This window comes from Pseudomonas sp. VS40 (assembly GCF_018587885.1).
GTDB classification, from domain to species: Bacteria; Pseudomonadota; Gammaproteobacteria; order Pseudomonadales; family Pseudomonadaceae; genus Aquipseudomonas; species Aquipseudomonas pergaminensis.
On the sequence record NZ_JAGYWD010000011.1, the window covers coordinates 140,222 to 155,034 of the forward strand.

A 14,813-nucleotide genomic window follows, 5' to 3' on the forward strand; every position below is an offset into this window, starting at 1 on the left:
CTCCTGATCAGTTAGTAATGAACTTGGCGCTGACGTAAGGGGCGTAATCCGGCAGCACGGCTTCGACCTTGCCTTGTTCCTTCAGGAACGCTGCGGTATCGGTCACGGCCTTGGTAGTCGGTGCGCCCAGCAGGGTCACCTGGTCAGCGGCCAGCGGGTAGACGTTGCCTTGCAGCAGCAAGGGGATGTCACTGGCCTTGGCGCCGGAGAGCTTGACCAGTTTGTCGACGTTGCCTTTGTCGGCGAGCCAGGCTTGTGGGTCTTTGCGGTAAGCGGCGTAGGCGTCCAGGGTGACTTTGGCGAACGCGGTGACGATTTCCGGGTGCTTCTCGGCGAAGTCCTTGCGCACGATCCAGGCATCGAAGGTCGGCGCGCCGAACTTGGCCAGTTCGCCGGAGGTAATCAGCACCTTGCCGTTCTCCTTGGCGACGCCCAGGGCGGGGTCCCACACGTAAGTCGCGTCGATATCGCCACGCTTCCAGGCGGCGATGATGGCCGGTGGCGCGAGGTTGAGGATGGTCACTTTGGCCGGGTCGATGTTCCAGTGCTTCAGCGCGGCCAGCAGGCTGTAGTGCCCGGTGGACACGAACGGCACGGCGATTTTCTTGCCGATCAGGTCCTGCGGGCTGTTGATCCCCGAACCGTTGCGCGCCACCAGGGCTTCGGCGCCGCCGATCTGGGTGGCGACGAGGAAGGTTTCCACCGGCACTTTGCGGGTGATGGCAGCGGTCAGCGGGCTGGAACCGAGGTAGCCGATCTGTACGTCGCCGGAAGCGATGGCGGCGATGATGTCGGCGCCATTGTCGAATTTGCGCCAGTCAATCTTGGCGTTGGTGGCTTTTTCATAGGCGCCATCGGCCTGGGCGACTTTGGCCGGGTCCACGGTGGTCTGGTAAGCGATGGTCACATCCGCCGCCTGGGCAAACAGGCTGGCACCGGCCAAGGACAATGCGGCCAAGAGGCGCAGAGGGGTTAGCAGTTTCAAGGGGAAGCTCCTCAATCAGGCGGCCGAGGGTCGGCGTGTGAGGAGACTAAATGATCTAAGAATCCGAAAATAAATAACATTTTCGAATTAGCTTATGAGAAGAAAAGTGGAATTCGGTCCTCAGGCTGAGGGGAGCAACTGTGGGAGCTGGCTTGCCTGCGATGCACACAACTCGGTATTCCAGATAGACCGAGTTGATGCTATCGCAGGCAAGCCAGCTTCCACAGGGGACCGCGTAAGGCTTTAGTTGCTGATGGCGAGGATGCTGGCCTGGTACGACCCGACAAACACATCGAAATCGCCCACTTCGTTCTGCTCCAACTCAGCTTGCTGCGCCAGCGAGGTCCGTGCCAGCTCCTCAAAGCGCGCCTGCTCTTCAGCCGGCAACGGCTCCTTACGGAAATGCTCGGCGTGCAACTGGCTCTGGTGCAGGGAGAACTGCGCAAAACTTTCTTTGCGCTCGGCCATCGCCGCCAGCACTTGTGCCGAGGGTGTCAGGGACGGGTCCTTGACCTTGGCCATCTGAGCGTCCAGCGCCTGGCTGTGCTCGGTAATGCCCTGGCTCTCATCCAGCAAGGCAGCCAGCGGTGCAATCTGTTCCAGCAGCTCGGCAGCCCATTCCTTCATGTCCACCGCCTGGCCTTGGCGCTGCAATTGCAGGCCTGGACGGCGGCCTTCCTTGACCACGCTGAGGAAGTTGGACGTGGCGTTGCCGCACTCATTGTCGGCGAACAGCGGACTGTCGTTCAGCGCGCAGTACAGCAGGAAGGCGTCGAGGAAACGCGATTCTGGCAGGTCGATGCCCATCGACAGGAACGGGTTGATGTCCAGGCAGCGCACTTCGATGTACTGGATACCACGGGCCATCAGCGCCTGGATCGGCCGCTCGCCGGTGTAGGTCACACGCTTGGGGCGGATGTTGGAGTAGTACTCGTTTTCGATCTGCAGGATGTTGGTGTTGAGCTGCACCCACTCACCATCCTTGTGGGTGCCTACTTCGACGTACGGCGCGTAGGGCGTTGCCACCGCTTCGCGCAGGCTGTCGGTGTAGCTGCTCAAGTCGTTGTAGCACGGCGTGAGGCCGGCCTGGGCGTTGCTCTGGTAACCCAGGTCGCTCATGCGCAGGCTGGTGGCGTACGGCAGGTACAGGGTGTCGGCGTCCAAGACTTCCAACTGGTGCGAACGACCGCGCAGGAAGCCGGCGTCCAGCGCTGGGGAGGCACCGAACAGGTACATCAGCAGCCAGCTGTAGCGACGGAAATTACGGATCAACGCGATATACGCGGTGGACTGGTAGTCGCGGTCGGTGCCGACGAAACCTTCAGTCTCCTTGAGCAACGGCCACAACGCTTCCGGCAGGGAAAAGTTGTAGTGGATGCCGGCGATGCATTGCATGGTCTTGCCGTAACGCAGGGCCAGGCCCTTGCGGTACACGTACTTGAGCTGGCCGATATTGGAGGTGCCGTAGTAGGCAATCGGAATATCTTCCTCGGCCGGCAACGGGCACGGCATCGAGGGGCTCCACAGGTATTCGCTGCCGAGCTTGGTGTAGGCAAAGCGGTGGATCTTGTCCAGGCTGCTCAGGGTATCGGCCGGGTTGGGCAGGGCGGGAGTGATGAACTCCAGCAGCGATTCCGAGTAGTCGGTGGTGATCTGTTCATGGGTCAACGCGGCGCCCAGGGCTTCCGGGTGCGGCGTTTGCGCCAGTCGACCCTCACTGGTGACACGCAGGCATTCGCGCTCGATGCCGTGCAAGCACTGCTCTAGCAGGGAGAGGTGTTCGCGCTTGCCGAGCAGGGCCAGGCGGCGGTTGAGAAGTTCGCTCAAGTTGGATTCCTTCACGCGTCAGTCGCCCCAATATGGGGGTGGGCAGGACGGTCTACAAGGGTGAAGTTGAAACTGGCGTTATCGCCTGGTTTTGAGTCGATTTGACCCGCCTTTAAAAAGCCTACTTCACTCCATGAATTGGGCTATAGCGTGGCAAGAAAATTCCGACGCTGTTGTCGCAGCGCCGAAATTAACTCAAATCGAGGGTGGGGAGCTATAGGACAGCGAAGGTGCCCTGTGCTTTTGCGACAAGTCTTTCTTCCTGGTACACGTCTGCCTCGACCACCAGGGTGCGGCGGCCCGCATGAATCACCCGGCTGGTGCACAGCACGTCTCCGTCAGACACGGCACGGATGTAGTTGATCTTGCACTCGATGGTCGCGCTCTGCTGGTCGAAACCATGGGAGCTGGAACAGGCCAGCCCCATCGTAATGTCCACCAGGCTGAAAATCGCCCCACCATGGAGCTTGCCCGCGCGGTTGCGCAGTTGCGGCTCCAGGGTCAGGGCCACCTCGGCGACGCCTTCCTCAAGGCGTTGCAGGCGGCAGCCGATCAGTTCGCTGAACGCGCTATGGGTCAAGCCGGCCGGGATTTCCATCAACGTTTCTTCAACTGTTTGGCGTTGGCGAACAGCGAGGCCATGGCGTTGTTGCTTGGGGCTGCCGTGGCGGTTTCCTTGCGCGGTGCATGGTTTTGCGACTGGCGCGGCGCCGAGCCTGGGCGTGCGCCACGGGCACCGTCGATTTTCTCGCCAGGGGTGTCGCTCATGCGCATCGACAGACCGACGCGTTTGCGTGGGATGTCGACTTCCATGACCTTGACCTTGACCACGTCACCGGCTTTAACCGCTTCCCGTGGGTCCTTGATGAATTTCTCCGAAAGCGCAGAGATATGCACCAAACCGTCCTGATGCACGCCGATGTCCACAAACGCGCCGAAGTTGGTCACGTTGGTGACCACACCTTCCAGGATCATGCCCAGTTGCAGGTCCTTGAGGTCTTCGACACCGTCCTGGAACTCGGCGGTCTTGAACTCGGGGCGTGGGTCGCGGCCAGGTTTTTCCAGCTCTTGCAGGATGTCGGTGATGGTCGGCACACCGAAGGTTTCGTCGGTGTACTTCTTGGGATCCAGGCGCTTGAGGAACGCGGCGTCGCCGATCAGCGAGCGGATGTCGCGGTCAGTCTCGGCGGCGATGCGTTGCACCAGCGGATAGGCTTCCGGGTGAACCGCCGAGGCGTCCAGCGGGTTATCGCCGTTCATCACTCGTAGGAAGCCGGCGGCTTGTTCGAAGGTTTTTTCACCCAGGCGTGCGACTTTTTTCAGCGCTGCACGGGTCTTGAACGCGCCGTTTTCGTCGCGGTGGCTGACAATGTTCTGCGCCAGGGTGGCGTTGAGGCCGGAAATACGCGCCAGCAGCGCCACGGAGGCGGTGTTCACGTCGACGCCGACGGCGTTTACGCAGTCTTCCACGACCGCATCCAGGCCACGCGCCAGTTTCAGCTGCGACACGTCGTGCTGGTACTGGCCGACGCCGATGGATTTAGGGTCGATCTTCACCAGTTCGGCCAGCGGGTCCTGCAGGCGGCGGGCGATGGACACCGCGCCACGAATCGACACGTCGAGGTCCGGGAATTCCTTGGACGCCAGCTCCGATGCCGAATACACCGAAGCACCAGCCTCGGAGACCATGACCTTGGTCATCTTCATGGCTGGGTACTTTTTGATCAGCTCGGCGGCCAGCTTGTCGGTCTCGCGGCTGGCGGTGCCGTTGCCGATGGCGATCAGGTCCACCGCGTGCTTGGCGCACAGGGCGGCGAGAATCGCCAGGGTCTGGTCCCATTTGTTGTGCGGCACATGCGGATACACAGTGGCGTGGTCCAGCAGCTTGCCGGTGGAGTCGACCACGGCAACCTTGCAGCCAGTGCGCAGGCCGGGGTCGAGGCCCAGGGTCGCGCGCGGGCCGGCCGGGGCGGCCAGCAGCAGGTCGTGCAGGTTGTGGGCGAACACGTTGATCGCCTCGGTTTCGGCGCCGTCGCGCAACTCACCCAGCAGGTCGGTTTCCAGGTGGGTGTAGAGCTTGACCTTCCAGGTCCAGCGCACCACTTCACCCAGCCACTTGTCCGCAGGACGGTTCTGGTTCTGGATGCCGAATTGTTGCCCGATCATGCCTTCGCACGGGTGCATGGTGCCCGGCAATTCGTCACCGACCTTGAGTGCAGAGCTGAGAATGCCCTCATTGCGGCCACGGAAAATGGCCAGCGCGCGGTGGGACGGCATGCTCTTGAGCGGCTCGTCATGTTCGAAGTAATCGCGGAACTTGGCGCCTTCTTCCTCTTTGCCGGCGATGACGCGGGCACTGAGAATGGCTTCCTGCTTCAAGTAGTTGCGCAGTTTTTCCAACAGGCTGGCGTCTTCGGCGAAGCGCTCCATGAGGATGTACTTGGCGCCTTCGAGGGCCGCCTTGACGTCGGCGACGCCTTTTTCGGCGTCGATGAAGCGTGCGGCTTCGGCTTCCGGGGTCAGCGAAGGGTCGTTGAACAGGCCGTCCGCCAGCTCGCCCAGGCCGGCTTCCAGGGCGATCTGGCCCTTGGTGCGGCGCTTCTGTTTGTACGGCAGGTAAAGGTCTTCGAGGCGGGTCTTGGTGTCGGCGAGCTTGATGTCGCGCTCGAGTTGCGGGGTCAACTTGCCTTGTTCCTCGATGCTGGCGAGGATGCTGATGCGCCGTTCGTCGAGTTCTCGCAGGTAGCGCAGGCGCTCTTCCAGGTGACGCAGTTGGGTGTCGTCGAGGCTGCCGGTCACTTCTTTACGGTAACGGGCGATGAAGGGCACCGTGGAGCCTTCATCCAGTAGAGCGACGGCCGCTTCGACCTGTTGTGGGCGTACACCGAGTTCCTCGGCGATGCGGCTGTTGATGCTGTCCATAAAACCACCTGAAATTCTGAAAAGCAGCTCGCAGGCCCGGAAAACAAGGCCTTGGGAGGCTGGTTGAGCGGCCCGACTGGCGCCGCTGCCTGGGTCAAGAGGCAGCCTATTGACCCTCGAAATCTAAAAAATCACGACACGCGGGTAAAAAAAGCCCCGGCAGCAAGCAGTAACGATCTGACGTTGCCCTGCACGGCGGCGGCGCATTATAACCAGCGTTCTGTCCTTGAGGGGGATTGCGCCAACGGTTGTAGGGCGCGGGTTCGCTGGCGGTAGAGGAAAAATCTGCTAACAATGCACACGGTGCGTATAACGGCAGCTAGGCCATAATGCGCGCCGAGATAAGAGGAGCATCCAATGAGCAGCACTGCACAAACTGCTGAAGGCGAAAAAATTCTCATCGTTGATGACGATCCGGGGCTGAGCAGCCTGCTGGAGCGTTTCTTCAACTCCAAGGGCTACCGTGCCCGCGCGGTGCCGAACACCGAGCAGATGGACCGCCTGCTGGGGCGTGAAGTATTCAACCTGGTCGTACTCGACCTGATGCTGCCCGGCGAAGACGGCCTGACCGCCTGCAAACGCCTGCGCGGCGCGAATAACCAGATTCCAATCATCATGCTCACCGCCAAGGGCGACGAGCTGAGCCGCATCAAGGGCCTCGAGCTGGGCGCCGATGACTACCTGGCCAAGCCGTTCAACCCTGACGAGTTGATGGCACGGGTCAAAGCCGTACTGCGTCGCCAGGCACCGCCGGTTCCGGGCGCGCCGGGCAGCGAAGACGAAAGCGTCACCTTTGGCGACTACGAACTGTCGCTGGCGACCCGCGAGCTCAAGCGTGGCGATGAAGTGCACATGCTGACCACCGGCGAATTCGCCGTGCTCAAGGCGCTGGTGATGAACGCTCGCCAACCGCTGACCCGCGACAAGCTGATGAACCTGGCCCGTGGCCGGGAATGGGATGCCTTGGAGCGCTCCATCGACGTGCAGATTTCCCGTCTGCGCCGGATGATCGAGCCGGATCCGTCCAAGCCGCGGTACATCCAGACGGTCTGGGGCGTGGGTTATGTGTTTGTGCCGGATGGCAACAAAACCAGTTGACCGATGATTTGCAGGGGCGGGACTCCCGGTGTTTGACTCCATGAGGGTCGACGGGATGCCCGGCGTCTGCAATTCTGCGAGCGCCGCTCGTTCCTGCAAGGTGTCTAGCTGTCTTCTATGAAAACCCCGCTGTGGTTCCCGCAAAGTTTCTTCTCCCGCACCCTTTGGCTGGTGCTGATCGTCGTTCTGTTTTCCAAGGCCCTCACGCTGGTTTATCTGTTGATGAACGAGGACGTACTGGTGGATCGACAATATGCCCATGGTGTCGCCTTGACCTTGCGCGCCTACTGGGCCGTAGACCCTGAGAACCGCGAAAAGGTGGCGAAGGCGTCGACGTTGATTCGCGTCCAGGGGGCCGGCGTGCCGGAAGGCGAGCAGCATTGGCCTTACAGTGAGATCTACCAGCGCCAGATGCGCGATGAACTTGGAGAGGACACCGAGGTTCGCCTGCGCATGCATGTTTCGCCTGCACTGTGGGTGAGGGCGCCGAGCCTGGGAGATGCCTGGATCAAGGTGCCGCTTTACCCGCACCCGCTGCGCGGGCAGAAAATCTGGAACGTGTTGGGCTGGTTCCTGGCGATTGGGCTGCTTTCAACCGCATCGGCGTGGATCTTCGTGCGCCAGCTCAATCAGCCGCTCAAACGCCTTGTGTTTGCCGCCCGCCAACTGGGCCAGGGCCGTAGCGTGCGCCTGCCCGTCAGCGATACGCCCAGTGAGATGACCGAGGTGTACGGCGCGTTCAACCAGATGGCGGAGGACGTCGAACAGGCCGGCCGCGAGCGCGAGCTGATGCTGGCGGGGGTGTCCCACGACTTACGTACCCCGTTGACGCGACTGCGCTTGTCGCTGGAGTTGATGGGCAGCCATACCGACCTCACCGATGACATGGTTCGCGACATTGAGGACATGGACGCGATTCTCGACCAGTTCCTGGCGTTCATCCGCGATGGCCGCGATGAAGTGGTGGAAGAAGTCGACCTGACCGACCTGGTGCGAGAGGTGGTGGCGCCCTACAACCAGAACGGTGAACAGGTGCGCATGCGCCTGGAGCCGATCCAGCCGTTTGCGTTGCGTCGGGTTTCGATGAAGCGCCTGTTGAACAACCTGATCGGCAACGCCCTGCACCACGCCGGTTCCGATGTGGAAGTGGCGGCGTATGTGTCTGGCGACAGCGCTGCGCCGTATGTGGTGCTGAGCGTGATGGACCGTGGCGCAGGCATCGACCCGGATGAGTTGGAAGGCATCTTCAACCCCTTTACCCGTGGCGACCGTGCCCGGGGTGGCAAGGGGACCGGCCTGGGGTTGGCGATTGTGCGGCGGATTGCCTCGATGCATGGCGGCAATGTTGAGCTGCGTAATCGCGAAGAGGGTGGCCTTGAAGCGCGGGTACGCTTGCCGCTTGGGCTGATGCTACCCCGAGACGCGGTCTAAGCAAGAACGTAGGCCATAGTTGGGAGCGGGCTTGCTGTGGTGAGCGGGCTTGCCCCGCGCCGGACTGCGTAGCAGTCCCATTGGACCGGGGTGCCCCAGCCGGGGACACCCCCCCACCACAGCAACCCCGCTCCCACATTGGCTGTTCGGTGTTTCAAACGCCGTGCTGTATCAGCCCTTGCCCTTGGTCCGGGTCATATTCGGCCCACCATTCTTCTCCAAGTGCTGAATGATGATCCCCGCGACATCCTTGCCGGTGGTGGTCTCAATCCCTTCCAGGCCCGGCGATGAGTTCACCTCCATCACCAGCGGCCCATGGTTGGATCGCAGGATATCCACGCCCGCCACGGCCAACCCCATCACCTTGGCTGCTCGCAATGCGGTCATGCGCTCTTCCGGGGTGATCTTGATCAGGCTGGCGCTGCCGCCACGGTGCAGGTTGGAGCGGAACTCGCCCGGCTTGGCCTGGCGCTTCATCGCCGCAATCACCTTGTCGCCCACCACGAAGCAGCGGATATCCGCACCGCCGGCTTCCTTGATGTATTCCTGCACCATGATGTTCTGCTTGAGGCCCATGAATGCCTCGATCACGGACTCCGCCGCTGTCGCGGTTTCACACAGCACCACGCCGATACCTTGGGTGCCTTCCAGCACCTTGATCACCAGCGGTGCGCCATTGACCATGTCGATCAGGTCGGGGATATCGTCGGGGGAGTGGGCAAAGCCGGTCACGGGCAGGCCGATCCCGCGGCGCGACAGCAGCTGCAACGAGCGCAACTTGTCTCGCGAGCGAGCAATGGCGACCGATTCGTTAAGGGGAAACACCCCCATCATTTCAAACTGGCGCAACACTGCGCAGCCGTAGAACGTCACCGAAGCACCGATACGGGGGATCACCGCATCAAACCCCTCCAGCGGCTTGCCCCGGTAGTGGATCTGCGGCTTGTGGCTGGCAATGTTCATATAGGCACGCAACGTGTCGATCACCACCATTTCGTGGCCACGTTCGGTGCCGGCCTCAACCAGGCGGCGGGTGGAATACAGACGCGGGTTTCGCGACAGCACAGCAATCTTCATGCAGCACCTGGGGCAGAAATAGTAGAGACCGGGAACACCGGCTTGTCTTGAACGTACTTGATGCCGGGATTGACCACCAACTGGCCGTCAATCAAGGCTTTGGAACCCAGCAACAAGCGGTAACGCATGGCTTTGCGGCAGGCCAGGGTGAATTCCACCCGCCATACCCGATCCCCCAGCGCCAGCGTGGTGCTGATGACGTAGCGCACCTGCGCATGGCCGTTGGAGCTCTTGATGGTTTTCATCGTCACCAGGGGTGCTTCGCAGCGACGGTGACGCAGTTGCACCACGCTGCCCAGGTGCGCAGTAAAACGCACCCACTGCTCACCCTCGCGCTCAAACGGCTCGATATCGGTGGCGTGCAGGCTTGAGGTGCTGGCGCCGGTGTCGATCTTTGCGCGCAGGCCTGCCACCCCCAGGTCGGGGAGTGCCACCCACTCACGCAGACCCACAACGGTCAAATGGTCAAATGTCTTCAATATGGGTAACCGATCAATTCGCCCAGGCCTGAGGGGAAACCTCGGCCAGGGCCTTGAATGCAGGCTTGGCGAACCAATAGCCCTGCATCAGAAAAATTCCGCAGTCGGACAGGAAGTCACGCTCGCCGGCACTTTCGATGCCTTCGGCGATGACAGTAACCCCCAACTGCTCACAGATTGTGACAATCCCTTGGACGATGACCTGACGAACACGATCCCGATCGACATCGCGAATCAGCGCCATGTCGAGTTTGATCAAGTCAGGTTGGAAATCGGCCAGCAGGTTCAGCCCCGAATAGCCCGCGCCGAAATCGTCGATGGCGGTCTTGAAGCCGAATTCGCGGTATTCACGCAGAATATTCGTCAAATGGCGATAGTTATCTACGTGCTCGCTTTCGAGGGTCTCGAAAATCAGCTGGTTCAACGGAAAATTATGCGCGCGAGCCGCCTCCAGGGTACTACGGATGCACAATTCCGGACGGTACACGGCATTGGGCATGAAGTTGATCGAAAGGTGGGTTTGCATGCCCAGGGCTGCTGCCCCGGCAATCGCCTGGGTTCGACAGCGTTGGTCGAAGCGGTAGCGGTTGCTTTCGTTGACCTGGTCGAGCACCGACAGTGCCCCTTCGCCGTGGGTGCCACGCACCAGGGCCTCGTGGGCAAAGATCGAATGATCCCGCAGGTCTACGATAGGCTGGTAAGCGAATGCAAAATCGAACCCGAGGGGCTCGCTTTGCTGGCAACCCACGCAGCGCTGGTTGGGCGAGGTGAGTGAAAGGGGGAATTCGGTCACAGCATATCCTCGCAAAAACAGAGTGCTACCTGGCGTATCTTAGGTGAGCCTTGGGGTTTATGCGTCGAAGGGTTTCAACGGTAAAGTTGCGACATTTTTCAGAGCGAGGAATTCAAGTGGCTCAAAAGCAGGAAGAGGAAGAAAAGGTCCGTTTGGACAAGTGGCTATGGGCGGCGCGTTTCTATAAAACCCGTGCCCTGGCGAAGGCCGCTATCGAGAGCGGCAAGGTGCATCATCGTGGCGAGCGCTGCAAGCCAGGCAAAGAGCCACGTGTCGGTGATGAGTTACAGATTCGTACCGGCTTTGACGAAAAGACTGTCGTGGTTCAGGCGCTGTCCATCGTTCGTCGTGGAGCGCCTGAAGCCCAGGCGCTGTACACAGAGACCGAGGCCAGTATCGTCAAGCGCGAAAATGCGGCGGCCATGCGCAAAGCGGGCGCCACCGGTATGACCACCGATGGCAAACCGAGCAAGAAACAGCGCCGCGATCTGTTCAAGTTTCGCGGCAGCGGCAATGACGACTAGCCTGAGTCGAATGAGCCTTTGTGGTGAGCGGACTTGCCCCGCGCTGGAGTGCGCAGCGCTCCCGCTTTTTGAGGCCGCTCCGCAGCCCAGCGCGAGCAAGCTCGCTCACCGCAAATTATTGCGCAGTTCTAACGACGCTCAGTCGCCCGACGATTGGTAGGCGTGCAGCCAGCCCGAACACCGGCGCCGTGAGCCGCAGCAACCCCGCCGACACCTTCGCCGCGAACGGCGTGTAATACCCCCACCCCAGCGCCAATAGCGCCAACAACACACCGCCGATGTAGTCGTCCTGCCCCCAATGGGCGCCGGCCACCAGGCGCGGCATCATGAACAGCAGCGCCAGACCCCAGATCATCAGCACCTGGCCAATCCGTTGGGCGAACACTGTCATGAACATGCCCCAGATCAACAAGACCGAAGCATGATCCCCCGGGAAGCTCTGGCTCGAACGGTCCTTCAACTCCCACGTCTTCTCCAGCCCCGGGAAGTAGTCGCTCATCTGGATCGCCCCGCTGATCACCATCGACGGGCTGCTGTGTTGCCAGCCCATCTGCGCCGCGAGTTTGGAAAACAACATGCGGATAAACAACAACAGCAGCAGAACCCCGACAAAACCTAACAAAGCCTGGCGCACCTGCACAGCCTTGAACACCCAGTCACCGCGAATCAGCAGCGCCAGCAGAATCACCCCGACCACTGCATCAAAAGGTCGCAAGCTGGCTACAGCCCACACATGCAACCATGTCGAGTTGGTCGCCAGCGGATCATTGAGCAGGTGAAACAGCCACTCGTCGAAAATCACACACAGCATCTGGCCCGTGGGCCACAGCCAAAAACACAGCAGTCCGATAGCGAGTAGATTGCAAAGAGCCCATCGCCGGAGGTTCCACTTGGCTTGGAACAAACCCGGATTGTTCATAAACTGTCCCTCTTCGCTCTATGAAGCTCTCTGTTTCCAGGAGAAAGCCGCACCAATATGGTGCTAAAGCGTTTAATTCTATAAACCTTGTAATCAATTTGTCATCAATTCAGATACCCAGACCTATGACTGATCTACCGGATACCGACTTCACCCAACGCTTCATCTTCGACGAGACCGACGCCCGCGGCGAACTGGTCTCGCTGGAGCGCAGCTATGCCGAAGTCCTCGCCAAGCACCCCTATCCGGAGCCGGTCGCACAACTGCTCGGCGAGTTGATGGCGGCGGCAGCGTTGCTGGTAGGCACCATGAAGTTCGACGGTTTGCTGATCCTGCAGGCACGCTCCGAAGGGCCAGTGCCGATGCTGATGATCGAATGCTCCAGCGAGCGTGAAATCCGTGGGCTGGCCCGTTACGACGCCGATCAGATTGCTCCGGACGCGACCTTGTCCGACCTGATGGCCAACGGCGTGCTGGCGATTACCGTCGATCCGACTGAAGGCCAGCGCTACCAGGGTATCGTCGATCTGGACGGCGAAACCCTGTCTGACTGCTTCACCAACTATTTCGTGATGTCCCAGCAGGTGGGCACCAAGTTCTGGCTCAACGCCGACGGCAAGCGCGCCCGTGGCCTGCTGTTGCAGCAATTGCCGGCCGACCGCATCAAGGATGACGATGAACGCACCGACAGCTGGCGCAAGCTGACCGCCCTGGCCGGCACCCTGACGGCTGAAGAGCTGCTGGGCCTGGACAACGAAACCATCCTGCACCGTCTGTACCACGAAGAAGCCGTGCGGCTGTTCGACGCACAGAGCCTGCGCTTTCATTGCAGCTGCTCCCGCGAGCGCTCGGCGAACGCGTTGGCTAGCCTGGGCCTGGAAGATGCGCAGGAATTGGTCGTGGAGCATGGTGGCCATATCGAGATCGACTGCCAGTTCTGCAACCAGCGCTATCTGTTCGACGCGGCTGATGTAGCCCAATTGTTCGCCGGTGCAGGCATCGACACCCCTTCCGACACCCGCCACTAAAACGTTTAAGCACAGGTGAATCACCTGACAAATGCCGGATTAGCGCTGTTCTGACGGGAGGGCCCTACTCTTTTTGGGCTTTTCTGGCATAATCCGGCCCACTTTTTTCGCGGTAGTAGTGCGCAACTTTCTACTACAAAACGTTTGGAGCACTCGGCCATAGGCCGACGGGGAACCTCATGACGCAAGCCAATAACGCCGTATACACCGATCTGAGTGTTGACGATCTGGTCAAAGAAGCCCTGCAGCGCGGTGAAGGCGTGCTTGCCGATACTGGCGCGCTGGTTGTCGAAACCGGTCATCGTACCGGCCGTTCGCCAGTCGACCGTTTCATCGTTGAAGAGCCTTCCACCCAGGACTCCATTGCCTGGGGCCCGATCAACCGCAAGTTCCCGGCCGACAAGTTCGATGCCCTGTGGGCGCGCGTCGAGGCGTTCAACAACGCGCAAGAGCATTTCGTTTCCCATGTTCACGTAGGGGCTGCCGAAGACCACTACCTGGCCGTGAAAATGACCACCCAGACTGCGTGGCAGAACCTGTTCGGTCGTTGCCTGTTCATCAACCCGGCCCAGTACAACCCGGCCGGTCGTGAAGAGTGGCAAGTGCTCAACGTGGCCAACTTCGAATGCGTGCCAGAGCGTGACGGTACCAACTCCGACGGTTGCGTGATCCTCAACTTCGCACAGAAAAAAGTCCTGATCGCCGGCATGCGTTACGCCGGTGAGATGAAGAAAGCCATGTTCTCGGTGCAGAACTTCCTGCTGCCGGCTTCCGACGTACTGCCAATGCACTGCGCCGCCAACATTGGCGAAGCAGGCGACGTGACCTTGTTCTTCGGCCTGTCGGGCACTGGCAAGACCACCCTGTCCGCCGACGAGAGCCGTTACCTGATCGGTGACGACGAACACGGCTGGGGTGAAGGCGTGGTGTTCAACATCGAAGGCGGTTGCTATGCCAAGTGCATCGACCTGTCCGAGAAGAACGAGCCGGTCATCTGGAAAGCCATCAAGCACGGCGCGGTGCTGGAAAACGTCGTGATCGACGACGCCAAGCACGCCGACTACACCAACGTCAGCCTGACCCAGAACAGCCGCGCGGCCTACCCACTTGAGCACGTTGCCAAGCGTTCCGAGAAGAACCTGGGCGGCGAGCCAAACGCTGTGATCTTCCTGACCTGCGACCTGACCGGCGTACTGCCGCCCGTGTCGATCCTCAGCGAAGAACAAGCGGCCTACCACTTCCTGTCCGGCTACACCGCACTGGTGGGTTCGACAGAAATGGGTTCCGGCGGCGGCATCAAGTCGACCTTCTCCACCTGCTTCGGCGCACCGTTCTTCCCGCGTCCGGCTGGCGAATACGCTGAGCTGCTGATCAAGCGCATCCGTGGCTTCGGCTCCAAAGTCTACCTGGTCAACACCGGCTGGACCGGCGGCGGCTACGGCGTCGGCAAGCGCTTCAACATCCCGACCACTCGCGGCGTGATCGCAGCGATCCAGAGCGGCGCGTTGATCGGTGCAGAAACCGAACACCTCGACACCATCAACCTCGACGTACCGCTGGCTGTACCAGGCGTCGAGACTGGCCTGTTGAACCCACGCAATACCTGGGCCGACAAGGCTGCCTACGACGAAGCAGCGAAGGCGCTGGCGGGCTTGTTCATCGAAAACTTCAAGAAGTTTGAAGTGAGCGATGCGATCAAGGCTGCGGGTCCTAAGTTGTAAGCTTCGAGC

The 14,813-nt window shown here is 60.7% G+C and carries 13 protein-coding genes; 5 read left to right on the forward strand and 8 right to left on the reverse strand.

Features of this window, described 5'->3' with window-relative positions; genetic code table 11:
- Positions 1 to 7: 7 nt before the first annotated feature.
- From tauA to KHP07_RS26290, 4 genes are all read right to left on the reverse strand, one after another.
- Positions 8 to 985 (reverse strand): taurine ABC transporter substrate-binding protein, encoded by a 978-nt coding sequence (gene tauA, locus KHP07_RS26275; RefSeq protein ID WP_078046378.1) that lies wholly within the window; start codon positions 983 to 985, stop codon positions 8 to 10.
- A 243-nt stretch (positions 986 to 1,228) separates the two neighbouring features.
- Positions 1,229 to 2,812 carry a glutamate--cysteine ligase gene (gene gshA, locus KHP07_RS26280; RefSeq protein ID WP_214498303.1) on the reverse strand — a complete coding sequence of 528 codons (1,584 nt, stop codon included), beginning with the start codon at positions 2,810 to 2,812 and terminating at the stop codon, positions 1,229 to 1,231.
- A gap of 214 nt (positions 2,813 to 3,026) precedes the next feature.
- Positions 3,027 to 3,410, reverse strand: coding sequence for a PaaI family thioesterase (locus tag KHP07_RS26285; protein ID WP_078046380.1), 384 nt, complete (start codon positions 3,408 to 3,410; stop codon positions 3,027 to 3,029).
- Positions 3,410 to 5,734: a Tex family protein gene (locus KHP07_RS26290; protein WP_099491421.1), complete on the reverse strand. Its 2,325-nt coding sequence runs from the start codon at positions 5,732 to 5,734 to the stop codon at positions 3,410 to 3,412. Before KHP07_RS26290 ends, KHP07_RS26285 begins: the two co-directional genes overlap by 1 nt.
- 357 nt (positions 5,735 to 6,091) lie before the next feature.
- Between KHP07_RS26290 and ompR the strand changes: the two genes are divergently transcribed.
- Together ompR and KHP07_RS26300 are read left to right on the forward strand one after the other, a co-directional pair.
- Positions 6,092 to 6,832, forward strand: coding sequence for an osmolarity response regulator transcription factor OmpR (gene ompR, locus KHP07_RS26295; protein ID WP_016979041.1), 741 nt, complete (start codon positions 6,092 to 6,094; stop codon positions 6,830 to 6,832).
- 117 nt (positions 6,833 to 6,949) lie between these two features.
- Positions 6,950 to 8,263 (forward strand): ATP-binding protein, encoded by a 1,314-nt coding sequence (locus KHP07_RS26300; RefSeq protein WP_078046382.1) that lies wholly within the window; start codon positions 6,950 to 6,952, stop codon positions 8,261 to 8,263.
- A 171-nt stretch (positions 8,264 to 8,434) separates the two neighbouring features.
- Here KHP07_RS26300 and rimK read toward each other — a convergent pair whose 3' ends face one another.
- Genes rimK through rimA form a run of 3 tightly spaced genes read right to left on the reverse strand, consistent with a single transcriptional unit; the run spans position 8,435 to position 10,612 of the window.
- Complete coding sequence (gene rimK / locus KHP07_RS26305; RefSeq protein WP_025855543.1) at positions 8,435 to 9,340, reverse strand: 30S ribosomal protein S6--L-glutamate ligase; 906 nt, start codon at positions 9,338 to 9,340, stop codon at positions 8,435 to 8,437.
- Complete coding sequence (rimB, locus tag KHP07_RS26310; protein WP_214498304.1) at positions 9,337 to 9,819, reverse strand: retropepsin-like aspartic endopeptidase RimB; 483 nt, start codon at positions 9,817 to 9,819, stop codon at positions 9,337 to 9,339. The genes rimK and rimB overlap by 4 nt, the downstream gene beginning before the upstream one ends.
- Positions 9,820 to 9,832: 13 nt before the next feature.
- Positions 9,833 to 10,612, reverse strand: a complete 780-nt coding sequence (gene rimA / locus KHP07_RS26315; protein WP_214498305.1) for a S6 modification regulatory phosphodiesterase RimA — start codon at positions 10,610 to 10,612, stop codon at positions 9,833 to 9,835.
- Positions 10,613 to 10,728: 116 nt separating this feature from the next.
- Here rimA and KHP07_RS26320 point away from each other — a divergent pair, with 116 nt between their 5' ends.
- On the forward strand, positions 10,729 to 11,136 hold the full coding sequence (locus KHP07_RS26320; RefSeq protein WP_214498306.1) for an RNA-binding S4 domain-containing protein: 408 nt from the start codon (positions 10,729 to 10,731) through the stop codon (positions 11,134 to 11,136).
- 115 nt (positions 11,137 to 11,251) lie between these two features.
- On the opposite strand, the gene KHP07_RS26325 is transcribed toward KHP07_RS26320, so the two are convergent.
- Positions 11,252 to 12,055, reverse strand: coding sequence for a phosphatase PAP2 family protein (locus tag KHP07_RS26325; protein WP_214498307.1), 804 nt, complete (start codon positions 12,053 to 12,055; stop codon positions 11,252 to 11,254).
- A 125-nt stretch (positions 12,056 to 12,180) separates the two neighbouring features.
- Between KHP07_RS26325 and hslO the strand changes: the two genes are divergently transcribed.
- A complete protein-coding gene (gene hslO / locus KHP07_RS26330; RefSeq protein ID WP_214498308.1) occupies positions 12,181 to 13,083 on the forward strand; it encodes an Hsp33 family molecular chaperone HslO in 903 nt (300 codons plus the stop codon).
- Positions 13,084 to 13,262: 179 nt separating this feature from the next.
- On the forward strand, positions 13,263 to 14,804 hold the full coding sequence (locus KHP07_RS26335) for a phosphoenolpyruvate carboxykinase (protein ID WP_078046388.1): 1,542 nt from the start codon (positions 13,263 to 13,265) through the stop codon (positions 14,802 to 14,804).
- The last annotated feature ends 9 nt before the right edge of the window (positions 14,805 to 14,813 follow it).

What these genes read in the sequence shown, in the direction of transcription:
- KHP07_RS26285 (WP_078046380.1), bottom strand. Translation starts at nt 3,410, where the DNA reads ATGGAAATCCCGGCCGGCTTGACCCATAGCGCGTTCAGCGAACTGATC.
- KHP07_RS26290 (WP_099491421.1), bottom strand. Translation starts at nt 5,734, where the DNA reads ATGGACAGCATCAACAGCCGCATCGCCGAGGAACTCGGTGTACGCCCA.
- ompR (WP_016979041.1), top strand. Translation starts at nt 6,092, where the DNA reads ATGAGCAGCACTGCACAAACTGCTGAAGGCGAAAAAATTCTCATCGTT.
- KHP07_RS26300 (WP_078046382.1), top strand. Translation starts at nt 6,950, where the DNA reads ATGAAAACCCCGCTGTGGTTCCCGCAAAGTTTCTTCTCCCGCACCCTT.
- rimK (WP_025855543.1), bottom strand. Translation starts at nt 9,340, where the DNA reads ATGAAGATTGCTGTGCTGTCGCGAAACCCGCGTCTGTATTCCACCCGC.
- KHP07_RS26325 (WP_214498307.1), bottom strand. Translation starts at nt 12,055, where the DNA reads ATGAACAATCCGGGTTTGTTCCAAGCCAAGTGGAACCTCCGGCGATGG.
- hslO (WP_214498308.1), top strand. Translation starts at nt 12,181, where the DNA reads ATGACTGATCTACCGGATACCGACTTCACCCAACGCTTCATCTTCGAC.
- KHP07_RS26335 (WP_078046388.1), top strand. Translation starts at nt 13,263, where the DNA reads ATGACGCAAGCCAATAACGCCGTATACACCGATCTGAGTGTTGACGAT.